The organism is Coralloluteibacterium thermophilum, assembly GCF_042654365.1.
Taxonomy (GTDB): Bacteria; Pseudomonadota; Gammaproteobacteria; order Xanthomonadales; family Xanthomonadaceae; genus Coralloluteibacterium; species Coralloluteibacterium thermophilum.
The window spans coordinates 55,809-70,395 of the sequence record NZ_JBHSGG010000001.1; the positions used below are offsets into that span (position 1 = coordinate 55,809).

Here is a 14,587-nt window from a genome sequence, read left to right on the forward strand (position 1 = left end):
GCTCAGCGCAGGCCGGGCGGCGGACGGCGGAACGACGTGCGCGGCACCGGCTAGTCCTCCCGCGTCACGCGCAGCACTTCCTCGACCGAGGTGACGCCTGCGCAGACCTTGTCCCAGCCGTCGTCGAGGAGCGCGCGCGTCCGCAGGCGCGCCTGGGCCAGCAGGGCGCGCTCGGAGGCGCCGGCGTTGACCAGCTCGCGCAGGGCGTCGTCGAACACCACCAGCTCGTAGAGTCCGGTGCGGCCGCGGTAGGCCGCGGGGCCGGCGTCCGCGCGCGGGCGCATGAAGCGCAGCGTCGGCGACCAGGCATGCCCGAGCGCGGCGCACTCCGCCTCGCCGGGCGTGTAGGCCTCGGCCTGCGCCGGATCCAGGACGCGCACCAGGCGCTGCGCGAGCACGCCGATCAGCGAGGCCGACAGCAGGAAGGGCTCCACGCCCATGTCGCGCAGGCGGGCGACGGCGCCGACGGCCGAGTTGGTGTGCAGCGTGGACAGCACGAGGTGCCCGGTGAGGCTGGCCTGCACGGCCACCTCGGCGGTCTCCAGGTCGCGGATCTCGCCGACCATCACCACGTCCGGGTCCTGCCGCAGGATCGCGCGCAGGCCGCGCGCGAAGCCCATCTCGACCTTGGGGTTCACCTGGGTCTGGCCGATGCCGTCGAGGTCGTACTCGATCGGGTCCTCGACGGTGAGGATGTTGCGGGTGGCGTCGTTGAGGCGCTGCAGCGCCGCGTAGAGCGTGGTGGTCTTGCCGGACCCGGTGGGGCCGGTGACCAGCAGGATGCCGTGCGGGCGGTGGATCAGGGCTTCGAGCTGCGCGCGCAGGGCCTCGGGCATGCCGATGCGCGCCAGGTCGAGGCTGCCGGCCTGTTTGTCGAGCAGGCGCAGCACCACGCGCTCGGACTGGCCGCCGCTGCCGCCGACCGGGATGGTGCTCACGCGCACGTCGACCGGCCGGCCGGCGATGCGCAGGCCGATGCGGCCGTCCTGGGGCAGGCGCTTCTCGGCGATGTCCAGCCGCGCCATGACCTTGATGCGGCTGACCACTGCGGCCGCGATGGCCTTGCGCGGCGCCAGCACCTCGCGCAGCACGCCGTCGATGCGGAAGCGCACGACCAGGCGCTGCTCGAAGGGCTCGATGTGCACGTCCGAGGCGCCCTGCTTCACCGCCTCGGTCAGGGTCGCGTTGATCAGGCGGACGATGGGCGCGTCGTCGTCGCTCTCCAGCAGGTCCTGCGGTTCGGGCAGGTGCTCGGCGATGTCGGCGAGGTCGCCGCCGCCGATGTCCTCGGCCATGGCGTTGGCCGCGCCGTCGCCCTCGGCGTAGAGCGTGCGCAGGAGGCGCTCGTACTCCGCGGCGTCGCAGGCGACCGGCTCCAGCGGCGCGCCGAGATGGCGGCGCAGCTCGGCGAGGACCTCGAGCCCCACGTCCGGCCGGTGCGCCACGCGCGCCACCGTGCCGCGCCACTCCAGCAGGGTGGCGCCATGGCGCCGCGCGAAGCCGTAGCCGGGACGACCCGGCCGCGGATCCTCGCCGTGCGCGTTCACCGCAGCGACTCCTCGCCCGGCTGCACGGGCACCGGCTGGACCGGCACCGCGTCGCCCGGCTGGAACAGCGTGGCGGGATCGGCCGGCAGCAGCGGGCGCGGACCGCCGCGGCTGCGGTGTTCGTACTGCTGTTCGAGCTGCTGGGTGCGCAGGAAGTTGTACTTCTCGGTGGACACCGCGGCCTCAGTGGCCGCATCGCGCAGGATCTGCGGGCGCAGGAAGACCATGAGGCTGCTCTTGCTGCGCGCGGCGTCGCGCGACTTGAACAGGTTGCCCAGCAGCGGGATGCGCGAGAGCCCCGGCACGCCCTGGATGGTTTCGCGCAGTTCGTCGGAGTCCAGCCCGCCGAGCACGATCATGCCGCCGTCGGGCACCAGCACCGAGGTGCGGATCTCGCGCTTGTTGGTGATGAGGTCGACCGCGCCGGCCACGCCCGGCGACAGCGAGGAGAGTTCCTGGCGCAGGTCCAGGCGCACCGCGTCGCCCTCGTTGACGTGCGGAGTGACCGTGAGGATCAGGCCGACGTCGCGGCGCTCGATGGTCTGGAACGGATTGCCCGGCAGGCTGCTGCCGCCCTCCGCGGTACTGGTGTACCGCCCGGTGAGGAAGGGCACCTCCTGCGCCACCTTGAACTCGGCCTCGGTGTGGTCGAGGGTGATGACGCTCGGCCGCGAGAGGATGTTGGCGCGCCCGTCGCCGCGCAGCGCGCGGATCAGCGCCCCCATCTGGGCGACCCGGATGGTCTGCCCGTTCGGGCCGGGGATGTTCACCGTGCCGTCGACGTAGCCGATGTTGAGCCCGGCGGCGCTGCCGAGCGCGCCCAGCGGGTTCTGGATGGCGCCGATGATGCTGCCGGCACCGCCCTGGCCGGGGAAGTTGGTGCCGCCGATCACGCCGGAACCGAGCGAGCCGTCGGGATTGTTGCCGAGCGAGGTGGATTGCCACTGCACGCCGATCTGGTCGGCGAGTTCGTCGCTGACCTCGGCGATCACCGCCTCGACCAGCACCTGCGCGCGACGGACGTCGAGCTGGCGCACCACCGCCGCGAGTTCGCGGAACACCGGCGGCGCCGCGGTGACGACCAGGGCGTTGGTCTCCTCATGCGCGCCGATGGTGGCCGCGCGCGCGCCCTCGGCGTTGGCGGCGGTGCCGGTGAGGGTCGCCGCGACCGATTCCAGCAGCGGCACCAGGTCGATCGCCTTGGCATGGCGCAGGTAGATGACCTGGGTGCTGTCGCCGCCCTCGGCCAGCGGCGTGTCGAGATGGGCCACGAGGGTGCGCAGGCGCAGGCGCTGCGTCGCGTCCCCCGAGATCAGCACGGAGTTGCTGCGCGCGTCGGCCACCAGCCGGCCGCTGCCCCCGAGCGTGGGGAGGCCGGGCGTGGCGGCGGGTTCGAGCTGGGCCAGGGTGCGCGCGATCTCGGCCGCGTTGGCGTGGCGCAGCGCCACCACCTCCACCGCGCCGCCGCTGCCGGCGTCGATCCGCTCGACCAGCCGCGCCACGCGCTCGACGTTGCTGGCGCGGTCGGTGACGACGAGGTTGCCGCCCTGCCCCGCCACCTGCGCGCCCTGACCGAGCAGGGGGCGCAGCAGGTTGGCGAGCTCGTCGGCGGGCGTCTGCCGCAGCGCGATGACCCGGGTCACCAGGGCGTCCGGCCCCGCGGCCGACAGCGTCGGCCCTTCGCCCAGCGCCGCCGCCTCGGGCACCACCTTCCACATGCCGCCGGCCGGCACCACGGCGAAGCCGTGCACGCGCAGCACGGCGGTGAAGGTCTCCCAGATCTGCTCGACCGACTGCGGCGCGCTGGAGATGACCGTCACCCGCGCCTCCACGCGCGGATCGACGATGAAGCTGCGCCCGGTGATCTCGCTGACGGTCTGGATCAGCACGCCGATGTCGGCGCCCTTGAGGTTCAGCGTGTGCTGCGACGCGACGGGCGCGACCGTCCGCTCCTGCGCCAGCGGATGCGCCGTGGCGGCGAGCAGGAGGACGGACAGGACGAGTCGATGCATGGGCGCGCGGTCACAGGGCGAGGTTGAGGTCGAAGGTGCGGCCGTCGCGGCGCACCGCCACGCGCAGGTCGCCGCCGTGCTGCAGCAGGGCCGGCAGCTCCGGCAGGCGCTGCGGCGCGTCGAGCGGGACGCCGTTGACGCTGGTGATGACGTCGTCGGGCTCCAGTCCGAGCGGCGCGAGCAGGCCGCGGTCGCGGCTGCCGATGCGCACACCGACCACGCGGCCGTTCTCGGTCGCCGGCAGGAGGTTGGCCTGGTCGAGCAGCGCGGCGATGCGCGGGGCCTGGGCGGCGCGCTGCGTGGCGAAGTCCGGCCGGCCGAGACTCGTCGGCCCGACCGCCGCCTCGATCGGCGCGGGCAGGACCGCGGCCGGCGACGCATCGCCGACCGCCGCGCGCGGCAGCGCGAGCGATTCGGTCCGGCCGTCGCGGCGGATCAGCACGCGGTCGGGATGGACCGCCTCCAGCACGGCGTCGCCGGGGAGCCGGTCCCCGACGCGGTAGGCGCGTTCGCTCTCGCCGTCGGCCACCAGGGCCAGCCCCGCGCCCGGATCGGCGGCGGCCAGGGTGCCGCGCAGCTGCAGGCCGAGCGCGGTGGGCGGCGCATGGACGACCGCCGCGGGCCCTTCGCGCGACCCGAACAGCTGCCACTGGGCGAGGCTGCCGGCCGGGGCGTCGGGGCTCGCCGGAAGGTCGGGCGGCCCCGGGTCCGGAACCTGCGGCCCGGCCACCAGCAGCCACAGCGTGCGGGCCAGCATCACCAGCAGCAATGCGGCCAGCGCGAAGGCCACGCCACGCCCGACGGCGGGCGAGGACGGCATTGAGCGGATTCGATCGACCAGCACGCGAAGACCGCGTCCCCTCCCCAAGGAGCGGCCAATCTAGCAGAGGCCCCGCGCGGGGCCCTTGTGCACTGCGCGATGGCGCAGGCGCGGATGCGGGCGCGGGATTCGCGCCCGCATCCAGCGCGTCAGCGGCCGGAACTGCCGCCGAAGATGGAGCGCAGCCCGCGGGTGATGCGGCCCAGCAGGGACGGCGCCGGCGCGCCCCCTGCGGCGGGCGTCCTGGCCGCAGGACGGCTGGCGGCGACCTCGCGCGGCGCCGACGCCGCACGCGGGGCGCGCGGTTCGCGACCGGCCTCGCCACGCGGCGCACGCGGTGCGCGCGCCTCCCCACCCTGCACGGCCTCGGCCTGGCCGGCGGCGGCCTCGCCCTCGCGGCGCTTGCGGCCACGTCCGCCGCGACGCCGGCGCCGCTTCGGCGCATCGCCGGTGGCCGGCACGGCGCCGTCCGGTGCGGTGTCGCCACCGGCCCCGGCGACGTCCGCCGGCGCCTGCACCGCGACCGGCGCGGCCGCGCCCTCGTCGCCACCGGCGACCGCGGGCGCGCTCGCATCGCGCGGAGCGCTGCGGCGACGAGGGCCGCCCTCGCGCGGAGCGCCCTCGCGGCCGCCGCTGCGGCCACGTCCGCCCTCGCGCGTCCCGCTGCGTCCGCCGCCGCGCTTGCGCTCGGTGGCCTCGGCCTCGGCACGCGCCTCGCGGAAGATGTCGCCGACGCTCTCGGCCTGCTCGTCCTCGCCCTCGACCTTGACGCGCTCCGGGCGCGGCAGCGGCTTGAGCAGGTCGGGCTCGACCGGCGCGGACGGGATCTTCTGCTTGATGTAGCCCTCGATGTCCGGGAGGCTCATCGCATACATCTCGCAGGCGAAGCTGATCGCGTCGCCTTCGGCGCCGAGGCGCGCGGTGCGACCGATGCGGTGGACGTAGTCCTCCGCGTCGAACGGCAGGTCGTAGTTGTAGACGTGGCTGACGCCGTCGATGTGCAGGCCGCGCGCGGCCACGTCGGTCGCGACCAGGATCTCGAGCTGGCCCTTCTGGAACTTCGCCAGCAGGGTCTCGCGCTTCTTCTGGGGCACGTCGCCGGAGAGCACGCCGACGCGGTAGCCGGCCTTCTCCAGGGCGCGCGCGACGCGTTCGACCCAGGCCTTGGTGTTGACGAACACCATGGTGCGCGCGCCTTCCGAGCGCGAGAGCAGGCCGATCAGCAGCGGCAGCTTCTCCTCGTTGGCCGGGTAGTACACGACCTGGCGCACCCGCGATGCGGTGACCGACTCGGTCTCGACCACCAGCTTCTCGGGGTCGTTCATGTGCTCGTAGGCCAGCTCCAGCACGCGCTGGCTGAGGGTCGCGGAGAACAGCAGGGTCTGGCGCTCGGTGCGCACCGGCATGCGCCGCAGCAGGAAGCGGATGTCCTTGATGAAGCCGAGGTCGAACATGCGGTCGGCCTCGTCCAGCACGCACAGCTCGCAGGCGTGCAGGCTGACCACCTTGTGCTGCTTGACGTAGTCGATCAGGCGGCCGGGCGTGGCGATGATGACGTCCACGCCTTCCTGGAGCAGGGCGCGCTGCTTGTCGTAGTCGACGCCGCCGTAGACCAGGGCGAAGCGCAGGCCGAGCTGGGAGCCGAACTTCACCGCGTCCTTGTGGATCTGGATCGCGAGTTCGCGGGTGGGCGCGAGGATCAGGGCGCGCGGGTCCTCGGGCTTGCGCTCGGCCAGCGCGGGCCGGGTCAGCAGGCGGTTCATCACCGCGACGAGGAAGGCGAGCGTCTTTCCGGTGCCGGTCTGGGCCTGGCCGGCGACGTCGCGCCCGGAGAGCGCGACCGGCAGGGTCAGCGCCTGGATCGGGGTGCAACGGGTGAATCCGGCGGCCTCGAGGCCGGCCTGCAGCGTGGGATGAAGATCGAAGGAGGAGAAGGAAACGTCGGTCAGCGGTTTGTCGGACATGGTTCGCGTCGGGTCGCGCGGGCCGTGCCGCGCTCGGGAGGAGGAACCGCCTGGTCGGGCGGGAAGCAGTCGCACTTACGCCGCACGCGGGGCGCGGCCGAAAGCGGCTTCGGGTCGGGCCGTGCGCGGTGCGGCCCGGGCGGGGCGGCGTCGCGGGCGTCCGGCCGATGCGTCGCGTCCTTCACGCTGCCGTACGGCTTGAAAGCGCGGAAGAACCGCCCCAGTTTAGCGCATGCCCGGGCCATCGCCCGTGACCGGCGCCCGTCCGCCCGGTCTTTCCCCCTCCGAAGGAGTTTTCCGTGAGCGATTCCGTGCTGCATGTCGGCGACAGCGACTTCCAGGCCCAGGTCCTGGAATCGCAGGAGCCGGTCCTGGTCGATTTCTGGGCCGAATGGTGCGGCCCCTGCAGGATCATCGGCCCCATGGTCGACGAGCTGGCCCGCACCCATGCCGGCCGCCTCAAGGTGGTCAAGGTCAACGTCGACCAGAACAAGCAGACGCCGGCCCAGTACGGGATCCGGGGCATCCCCACCCTGCTGATGTTCAAGGACGGCAAGCTGGCGGGGAACCTGGTCGGCGCCGTGCCCAAGAGCGAGCTGGTGCGCTTCGTCGAGAACGCGCTGTAACCCGAAGCACCCCTGCTGCATGAACGCGGCGCCGCAACGGCGCCGCGTCGCGGGTCCGGCCCGCTTGTTTCGCCGCCGGCCGCGGTGTTAGCGTTGGCGACAGCCGCGCCCCGCAGCCTCCCGCGCTGTCGCGCCCGCGGCGCCGTCCTAGCGACACCTCTTCCTTCTTCCCATCACTCGCACCACCGCGAGGCGCATTCCGTGTCCGATACCGAAACCCCGAGCGGCGACGTCGCCGAGAAGCGTACGCGCAAGCCGCGCGCCGACAGCGCCGCACAGGCGCAACTCCCCATTCCCACCGAACCCGCGGCCGAGCCGAAGGCCGCCAAGGCCGAGCCCAAGGCCGGCGCGCCAGCGCCGTCCGAGCCCGTGCCGCGCGCGAAGACGGCGGCCGAGCCGCCGGCGGCACCGCGTACGACGGCCCAGGCCGCCCCGGCCGCCGAGGGCGCGCCGCGGGCGCAGCCCGAGGCCGGGCAGCAGCAGGAGAGCCGCGGCGAAGGCGCCCAGGGCGCCGGCAACGGCCAGGAGGGCGATGGCGGCCAGGGCGGCGAGCGCGAGGAGCGCAGCGGCCGCCGCGACCGCAAGAACCGCTTCCGCGACCGCCGCGAGCGTCGCGAGCAGCAGCGCGCCGAGCGCGGCGACGCGCCGCAGAACGGCGACGACGGCGAGCGCTTCGATCCGCGCCCGGCGCCGACCCTGCCGCCGGACTTCCCGGCCTACTCGCTGGCCGACCTCAAGCGCATGCCCGCGCACAAGCTGCTGGAGATCGCCGAGCAGTTGAACATCCACGAGGGCGTCGCGCGCATGCGCAAGCAGGACGTGATCTTCGCCCTGCTGAAGATCCTCACCCGCGCCCCGGACGGCGTCGCCGCCGACGGCGTGCTGGAGATCCTGCCCGACGGCTTCGGCTTCCTGCGCTCGCCGGACGCCAGCTACCTGGCCGGCCCGGACGACGTCTACATCTCGCCGAGCCAGATCCGCCGCTTCAACCTGCGCACCGGCGACCACATCACCGGCCGCATCCGGGACCCGAAGCAGGGCGAGCGCTACTTCGCGCTGCAGAAGCTCGACACCATCAACGGCGAGCCGCTCGAGGCGTCGAAGAACAAGGTCCTGTTCGAGAACCTCACTCCGCTGTTCCCGCGCAAGCGCTTCCACCTGGAGCGCGGCAACGGGTCCACCGAGGACATCACCGGCCGCATCATGGACCTGATGTCGCCGATCGGTAAGGGCCAGCGCGCCCTCATCGTCTCGCCGCCCAAGGCCGGCAAGACCATGATGCTGCAGCAGATCGCCACCGCGATCACGACCAACCATCCCGAGACCCACGTCATCATGCTGCTCATCGACGAGCGGCCCGAGGAAGTGACCGAGATGCAGCGCACCGTGCGCGCCGAGGTCGTGAGCTCGACCTTCGACGAGCCCGCCGCGCGCCACGTGCAGGTCGCCGAGATGGTGATCGAGCGCGCCAAGCGCCTGGTCGAGCACAAGAAGGACGTGGTGGTCATGCTCGATTCGATCACCCGCCTCGCCCGCGCCTACAACACCGTGGTCCCCTCCTCGGGCAAGGTGCTCACCGGCGGCGTGGACGCCAACGCCCTGCACCGCCCGAAGCGCTTCTTCGGCGCCGCGCGCAACGTCGAGGAAGGCGGCTCGCTGACCATCATCGGCACCGCGCTGGTCGACACCGGCTCCAAGATGGACGAGGTGATCTACGAGGAGTTCAAGGGCACCGGCAACTCCGAGGTGCACCTGGACCGCCGCATCGCCGAGAAGCGCATCTACCCGGCGATCAACATCAACCGCTCGGGCACCCGCCGCGAGGACCTGCTGATCGAGCCGGACCTCCTGCAGAAGGTCTGGATCCTGCGCAAGCTCCTGCATCCGATGGACGAGCTGGGCGCGGCGGAGTTCCTCCTCGACAAGATGAAGAACACCAAGACCAACGACGAGTTCTTCGGCTCGATGAAGCGCTGAGGCGCATCGGCCTTCCGCAGGACGAGAAACGCCGGCCCATGGCCGGCGTTCTTCGTCGAGGGCGCGCCCGCGAATCCGGCGCGCCGCATGCGGCCGCCCGACGGATCAGGGCGTCGCGACGACGAGCTGCCCCGGACGCAGCCGCGGCACGCAGGGCTCCCAGCCCTGCTCGTCGCGCTCGAGAACATCGTCGTCGAGCGCCCCCAGACGCGCGACCGCCGGCGTGCCTTCGGCCCACGGTACGTCGTGGCGCACCCATGCCCCGGGCCGCGAACGCGCTTCGGGAGCGTCCAGCCGGAAGGCCACCGGCACCACGCGGATGTCGGGGACGCTCGCCGGACAGGGAAAGAAGGTGGCACCGGTCAGCGCAGCGAGAGCGGCACCTTCCAGGCGCCGCCGCGCCGCCCGCCCGCCACGGTTGATGCGCGAGGCGAGGACGGCCACGGTCTCGACGGCGCCCTCGGGCGAGACCTGCACGGCGGCAAGGACATCTCCGGCCTCGGCGTGCCGCAGGGACTCCGGCGGATAGCCGACCCGCAGTGGGTGCGCCGCCCCGGAGCCGAAACGCGCCGCGACCGGTTCGAAGGTGTATCCGGCCTCCCCGGGCACGATGCGCACGCGAAGCACCATGGGCACGGCGCGACCGTCGGCGGCGTAGGGCTCGAAGCGCAGAGCGCTCACCACGTCCAGGACGATCGCGCGCACCGGGTCCTCCAGCGTCGGCGGCAGGCCGACCGCGAGGAGGCTGCCGTCCTCCCGTACCTCGACGTCCCCCGCCACCTCGAACTCGACCGGGCCGGAAGGCGCGGCGAAGGCCGTCGCCATGACCGATGCGATCAGCACCCCTGATATCCCCATGCGACGCGTCATCGCTCTCCCCAGGACGCCGCTGCCTGCGGCCCGGCGAGCATACGCTTGCCGAGCGTCTCCGCCCTTGGCGGCCGGGGCCGGGCTCAGTCGGCGCTGGCCGCGACACGCCTGCGCAGGCGCCGGCGCATGAGCCACCAGACCAGCACGACCAGGGCGAGCACGCCGAGGACGACGAACAGGCCGGTCTGGCCGCGGTGCATCCACTTCAGCAGCCACTCGTGGTTGTCCGCGCCGTAGTAGCCCAGGTAGACCCAGATCGGCACGCTGATGATGGCCGCGAAGCCGTCGAGGGCCAGGAAGCGGAGATAGGAAACGCGCCGGGTCATGCCGGCGGTCAGGAAGATCGGCGAGCGCAGCCCGGGCAGGAAGCGGGCGATGAACAGCAGGCGGTTGCCGTATTTCTCGAACTTCTCCTGCACCTGGGCGTAGCGCTGCGCGGTGAGCAGCCAGTTGATCCAGCGCCAGCGCAGGGCGCGCACGCCGAAGTGGCGGCCGACCAGGAACATGGTGGAGTCGCCGATCAGCACCCCGGCCATGCACACGCCGAACATCACGTGGACGTTGGCGTAGCCGAGGCCCGAGATGATCCCGCCGGCCACCAGCGTGATGTCCTCCGGGATCGGGACCCCGAAGCCGCAGGCCAGCAGGATCAGGAAGACGGCGAGGTAGCCGTAGTCGGTGAAGAAGTTGACGAGGAGGTCGAGGATATCCATCGAACGGATTCGTGGGCGCCGCCACCATGGCCACGCCGGGGATTCGGCCGGAGCGCGCGGGCGCGTCTCCACGGTGACGTCGGCGCGCCGCGATCGACCTGCCGGCGCCGCGGCCGCGCAAGTCTAAGAGCCGCTCGATGACAAGGCGAGTGCGGATGGGCGCATCGTTCAGCGGCGTGGAGGACGCGCGCGCCCGCGCGGGGCGCGCTCACGCGTCCGGATCGCGCAGGAAGCGGGCCAGCGAGACGCTGGAGCGGACCGGCTCGAACTCGGCGGCCACGTCCACGAACCCCCGGCCGATGGCGACGTCGTAGGGCGTGCGGCCTTCGCGGTCGCGCTGCCAGCGGTCGGCGCCGTCGCGCAGCAGGCGCTGCACCACCCGGCGCAGGCCGTGGCGGGCGGCGACGTGCAGGGCCGTGTTGCCCTGCGCGTCGCGCGTCAGCAGGGAGATGTCCTCGCCCAGCAGCTGTTCCAGCGCGGCCAGCAGCACGTCCTCGTCGCAGGCGCTGCCGGGCTCGGCCCGCGCGCCCAGCAGCAGCAGCAGGGGCGTATGGCCCTCGGCGGCCTGCACGTCGGCCTCGGCGCCGGCCAGGAGCAGGGCATCGAGCAGGGCGAGCACGCGCGGGCGGTCGTCGGCGCCGAAGGCGTAGAGCATGGCGCCGTGCAGCGGGGTGAACCCCTGCTCGTCGCGGGCGTGCACGTCGGCGCCGTGGGCGAGCAGGCGCGCGGTCATCTCGGGCAGGCCGAGGGCGGCGGCGAGCATCAGGGGCGCGACGCCGCCGGGGAGCGTCTGGGTCACCGACGCGCCGTGCGCGAGCAGGGCCTCGACGATCCGCACGTGCCGGCTGCTGATCGCCGCCGAGAGCGGCGTCGCGCCGGTGTGGGCGGCGAGGGTGACGTCGGCGCCGCGCGCGAGCAGGCGTTCGACCAGGGCGAGGTGGCCGCCGCCCGCCGCGCGCAGCAGGGCGGTGCAGCCCTGGTCGTCGACCGCGTCGATCGGCAGGCCGAGGTCGATCAGGCGCTCGACGGCGCTGGCGTCGCCGGCCATGGCCGCCGCCGGCACGTCGCTGGGCCGCAGCGGCCGCGGGGGCAGCGGCCAGTCGCGCCACTCCAGCCACACCGCGAGGTCGCGCCGCGCGTCCGCCAGGGCCATGCCGAGCGGGCTCTGGCCGTCGGGGGCCAGCGCATGCGGGGAAGCGCCGTGGCGGACCAGCAGCCGCACCGCGGAACCGCGCCCGAGCGCGCAGGCGAGGTGCAGCGGCGTCATCCCCGCGGCGTCGCGCGCCTCGGTGGAGACGCCCGCTTCCAGCAGGCGCTCGGCGAGCCGCAGCCAGCCCAGGCGGATGGCGAGGGAGAGCGGCGGGTCGCCGTCGCCGCCGTGGGGGTCGGCGCCGTGCTCGAGGAGGTCGATGGCGGTCTGCTCGTGCGCGCGCGCCACGTGTTCGTTCTCAAAGCAGGCGGCGAGGTAGCGCATCAGGCCGCCGCGCCCGGCGGGCACGATGCCGTGGGCGAGCAGCCGGCGGAGCGCGGCATCCGCCACCGCGCCGCGCGCGAGCAGCCGGAACAGCACGCAGTCGCCGTCGTCGAGCGGCGCCTCCGGGTCGGCCCCCTGCGCCAGCAACCAGTCGAAGGCGGCGGCGTCGCCCTCGGCGGCGAAGTCCGGCAGGAGCCCGGTCAGGAGGCCGGTCCGCTCGGACTCGGGCTGGGCGGCGACGAGGCCGCCGGCGGCGTCCACGCGACCTGCCGCGAGGTTGTCGGCGATCAGTTGCCGCGGCGTGCGCGGCGCGGCCGGCTCCAGTCCGTCGGCGACGCTGGCCGGCAGGGGGAAGCCCGGGTCCAGCACCGCGACGAGACGCCAGCGTCCCGCCGACAGCGCATGGTCGAGCGCACGGCGCCCCTGCGCGTCGGCCTGCTGCGGGTCGACCCCGTGCGCCAGCAGGGCCCGGAGCACCTCGGGCTCGACCCCGGCCTCGCAGGCCACGACCAGGGCGTTGCGACCCTCGGCATCGCTGCCGCCGGGATCGGCGCCGGCGCGCGCGAGGGCCTCGATCACCGCCAGGTGACCGCCACGCGCGGCCTCCAGCAGGGCGCTGGCCCCCGCACGGTCGCGCAGGTCGAGGGTGGCGCCGGCGGCGACCAGGGCGGCCACGATCTCGGCGTTGCCGGCGGCGCTGGCGACCATCAGCGCGGTGCGGCCCTGCGCGTCGGCGGCATCGACCCGGGCGCGGTGGCGCAGCAGCAGCGCCACGCCGGCGGGATCGTCGTCGCCGGCCGCGGCGGCCAGCAGCGCCGGCCGGCCGCCGGCCGGCTCGGGGCGAGCGCCGCGTTCCAGAAGGAAGCGCGCCAGCCGCCAGCTGCCGGCGGCGCAGGCGGCGGAGAGCGGCGTGTTGCCCTCGGCGTCGCGCGCTTCCAGCGCCGCGCCGGCATCCAGCAGCAGGGCGGCGACTGCCGCGTCGCTGCTGCGCGCGGCGTGGTGCAGGGGCGTCTCTCCGTGCGGGTCGGCCAGGCGGGGATCGGCGCCGTTCGCAAGCAGCGTGGTCACCGCCTCCGGGCGTCCGTGCCAGCTGTCGCGGGTGGCGACCAGCAGGGCGGTGAGCCCGCCGTGGCGGCGATCCACCTCGACGCCGCGCGCGATCAGCTCGCGCAGCAGGCGCAGGTCGGCGTGCAGGGCCGCCAGCATCGCCAGCGTGCGCTGGTCGCGGTCGTCGGGTGCGGGCAGGGCGTGCGGATCGGCCCCGGCGGCCAGCGCCGCCAGCGCGGCGTCCACCCGGCCGGCCCGTGCCGCGCGGTAGAGGCGCTCGTCGGGCGTGCCCGGCTCGTCCTCTTCTTCCTCGACGGGCGGCGGAGCCGTCGCGGCCGGCGTCGCGGCCTCGACGGGAAGGTGCAGCGCGGGCACCGTCCCGACCCGGTGGACGAGGGCGTGCAGCAGCGGCGCGAGGACCGCCAGGCCCACGGCCAGGGCGGGCCGCAGCCCCGCGGCCGGTGGCCAGGCCAGCGCCGCCGCGGCGAGCGCGACGAGCAGGACGACGGCGGCCACCACCATGCCCCGCCCCAGCGCGGCCTCGCCCTCGACGAGGTGCGCGGTCAGCGTGGCGAAGCCGCCGCCCTCGCGGGAGGCGCGCGCGTACATCGGCCAGAGCCGCCAGAGCACGACCAGCCCGAGGCCGACCGCGCCGCTGAGGGTCAGGGCGGCGGCGAGCCGGCCGGTGGCGTGGAGGGCATTCGCCGGCAGCCAGGCCAGCAGGCCCGCGCCGAGCACGGCACCGCCCCACAGCAGCGCCAGGGCGGTGGCATCGCGCAGCCAGCGGCCCGGGCGCTCCGGGCCGGCGCGGGTTCCGCCCAGCCAGCCCCAGGCCAGCGCCAGCGGCGCCTGGGCCAGCGCGGCGGCCAGCGCCGCCAGCGCTCCCGGCATCCAGATCGCCTGCAGGGCCACGAGGATCCCCGCGGCGAGCGCGGCCAGACCGCGCCGCCGCGCCGCGGCGTCAACCATCGGTGGGGACGCCCCCGGGCGGTGGCGGCAACTGCAGGTAGAAGCCGCGCTCGATCAGGTCGGCCCGGACCACGTCCGCATCGGCCCGGGCGAGCCGCCGCCCCGGCTCGAGCACGACCTCGAGCACGAACTCCAGCACCCCCAGCTGGGCCTGCAACGGCTCCGGCACCAGCGCAAAGGCGTCCTTCTCGCGCAGATAGAGGTAGGTATCGGCCTTGCGCCGGCTTCTGTAGACGTACGCCTGCATGGCGCTCCCGACGCGGTGAGACACGCGATTCTCGCGCCAAAGCGGCGGGGAATAAAGGTGGGGCGGGCCGGGGGTGGGCTTGGGGCTTGGGGCTTGGGGCTTGGGGCTTGGGGCTTGGGGCTTAGGGCTTGGGGCTTGGCACAGGGCACAGGGCACAGGGCACAGGGCACAGGGCACAGGGCACCAGCATGGGGGCATGCACAGCCCCAGTTCCCAGTTCCCAGTTCCCAGTTCCCAGTTCCCAGTTCCCAGTTCCCGATTCCCGATTCCCGCCCTACGCCCTACGCCCTACGCCCTACGCCCTACGCCCTACGCCCTACG

General features: G+C 74.3%; 10 protein-coding genes. 2 read left to right on the forward strand and 8 right to left on the reverse strand.

All coding sequences use genetic code 11. The features are described 5' to 3' along the window. Nucleotides 1-50: 50 nt before the first annotated feature. From gspE to rhlB, 4 genes are all read right to left on the reverse strand, one after another. A complete protein-coding gene (gene gspE, locus ACFO3Q_RS00295; protein ID WP_377002509.1) occupies nt 51-1,547 on the reverse strand; it encodes a type II secretion system ATPase GspE in 1,497 nt (498 codons plus the stop codon). Next, nucleotides 1,544-3,559 (reverse strand): type II secretion system secretin GspD, encoded by a 2,016-nt coding sequence (gspD, locus tag ACFO3Q_RS00300; protein ID WP_377002510.1) that lies wholly within the window; start codon nt 3,557-3,559, stop codon nt 1,544-1,546. Before gspD ends, gspE begins: the two co-directional genes overlap by 4 nt. Before the next feature lie 10 nt (nt 3,560-3,569). Beyond that, nucleotides 3,570-4,379 carry a type II secretion system protein N gene (locus tag ACFO3Q_RS00305; RefSeq protein ID WP_377002512.1) on the reverse strand — a complete coding sequence of 270 codons (810 nt, stop codon included), beginning with the start codon at nt 4,377-4,379 and terminating at the stop codon, nt 3,570-3,572. Between the two features lie 149 nt (nt 4,380-4,528). After that, on the reverse strand, nt 4,529-6,343 hold the full coding sequence (gene rhlB, locus ACFO3Q_RS00310) for an ATP-dependent RNA helicase RhlB (RefSeq protein ID WP_377002514.1): 1,815 nt from the start codon (nt 6,341-6,343) through the stop codon (nt 4,529-4,531). Between the two features lie 299 nt (nt 6,344-6,642). Between rhlB and trxA the strand changes: the two genes are divergently transcribed. Both trxA and rho read left to right on the forward strand, forming a co-directional pair. Beyond that, nucleotides 6,643-6,969 (forward strand): thioredoxin, encoded by a 327-nt coding sequence (gene trxA, locus ACFO3Q_RS00315; protein ID WP_377002516.1) that lies wholly within the window; start codon nt 6,643-6,645, stop codon nt 6,967-6,969. 201 nt (nt 6,970-7,170) lie between these two features. Further along, a complete protein-coding gene (gene rho, locus ACFO3Q_RS00320) occupies nt 7,171-8,946 on the forward strand; it encodes a transcription termination factor Rho (protein WP_377002518.1) in 1,776 nt (591 codons plus the stop codon). Between the two features lie 105 nt (nt 8,947-9,051). On the opposite strand, the gene ACFO3Q_RS00325 is transcribed toward rho, so the two are convergent. The 4 genes from ACFO3Q_RS00325 to ACFO3Q_RS00340 all read right to left on the reverse strand — a co-directional run bounded on the left by ACFO3Q_RS00325 (nt 9,052) and on the right by ACFO3Q_RS00340 (nt 14,290). Then, nucleotides 9,052-9,789, reverse strand: coding sequence for a hypothetical protein (locus tag ACFO3Q_RS00325; RefSeq protein WP_377002520.1), 738 nt, complete (start codon nt 9,787-9,789; stop codon nt 9,052-9,054). Between the two features lie 110 nt (nt 9,790-9,899). Beyond that, on the reverse strand, nt 9,900-10,529 hold the full coding sequence (locus ACFO3Q_RS00330) for a DedA family protein (protein ID WP_377002521.1): 630 nt from the start codon (nt 10,527-10,529) through the stop codon (nt 9,900-9,902). A gap of 208 nt (nt 10,530-10,737) precedes the next feature. Further along, a complete protein-coding gene (locus ACFO3Q_RS00335) occupies nt 10,738-14,019 on the reverse strand; it encodes an ankyrin repeat domain-containing protein (RefSeq protein WP_377002523.1) in 3,282 nt (1,093 codons plus the stop codon). Next, complete coding sequence (locus tag ACFO3Q_RS00340; protein ID WP_377002524.1) at nt 14,012-14,290, reverse strand: YcgL domain-containing protein; 279 nt, start codon at nt 14,288-14,290, stop codon at nt 14,012-14,014. Before ACFO3Q_RS00340 ends, ACFO3Q_RS00335 begins: the two co-directional genes overlap by 8 nt. Nucleotides 14,291-14,587 lie beyond the last annotated feature (297 nt).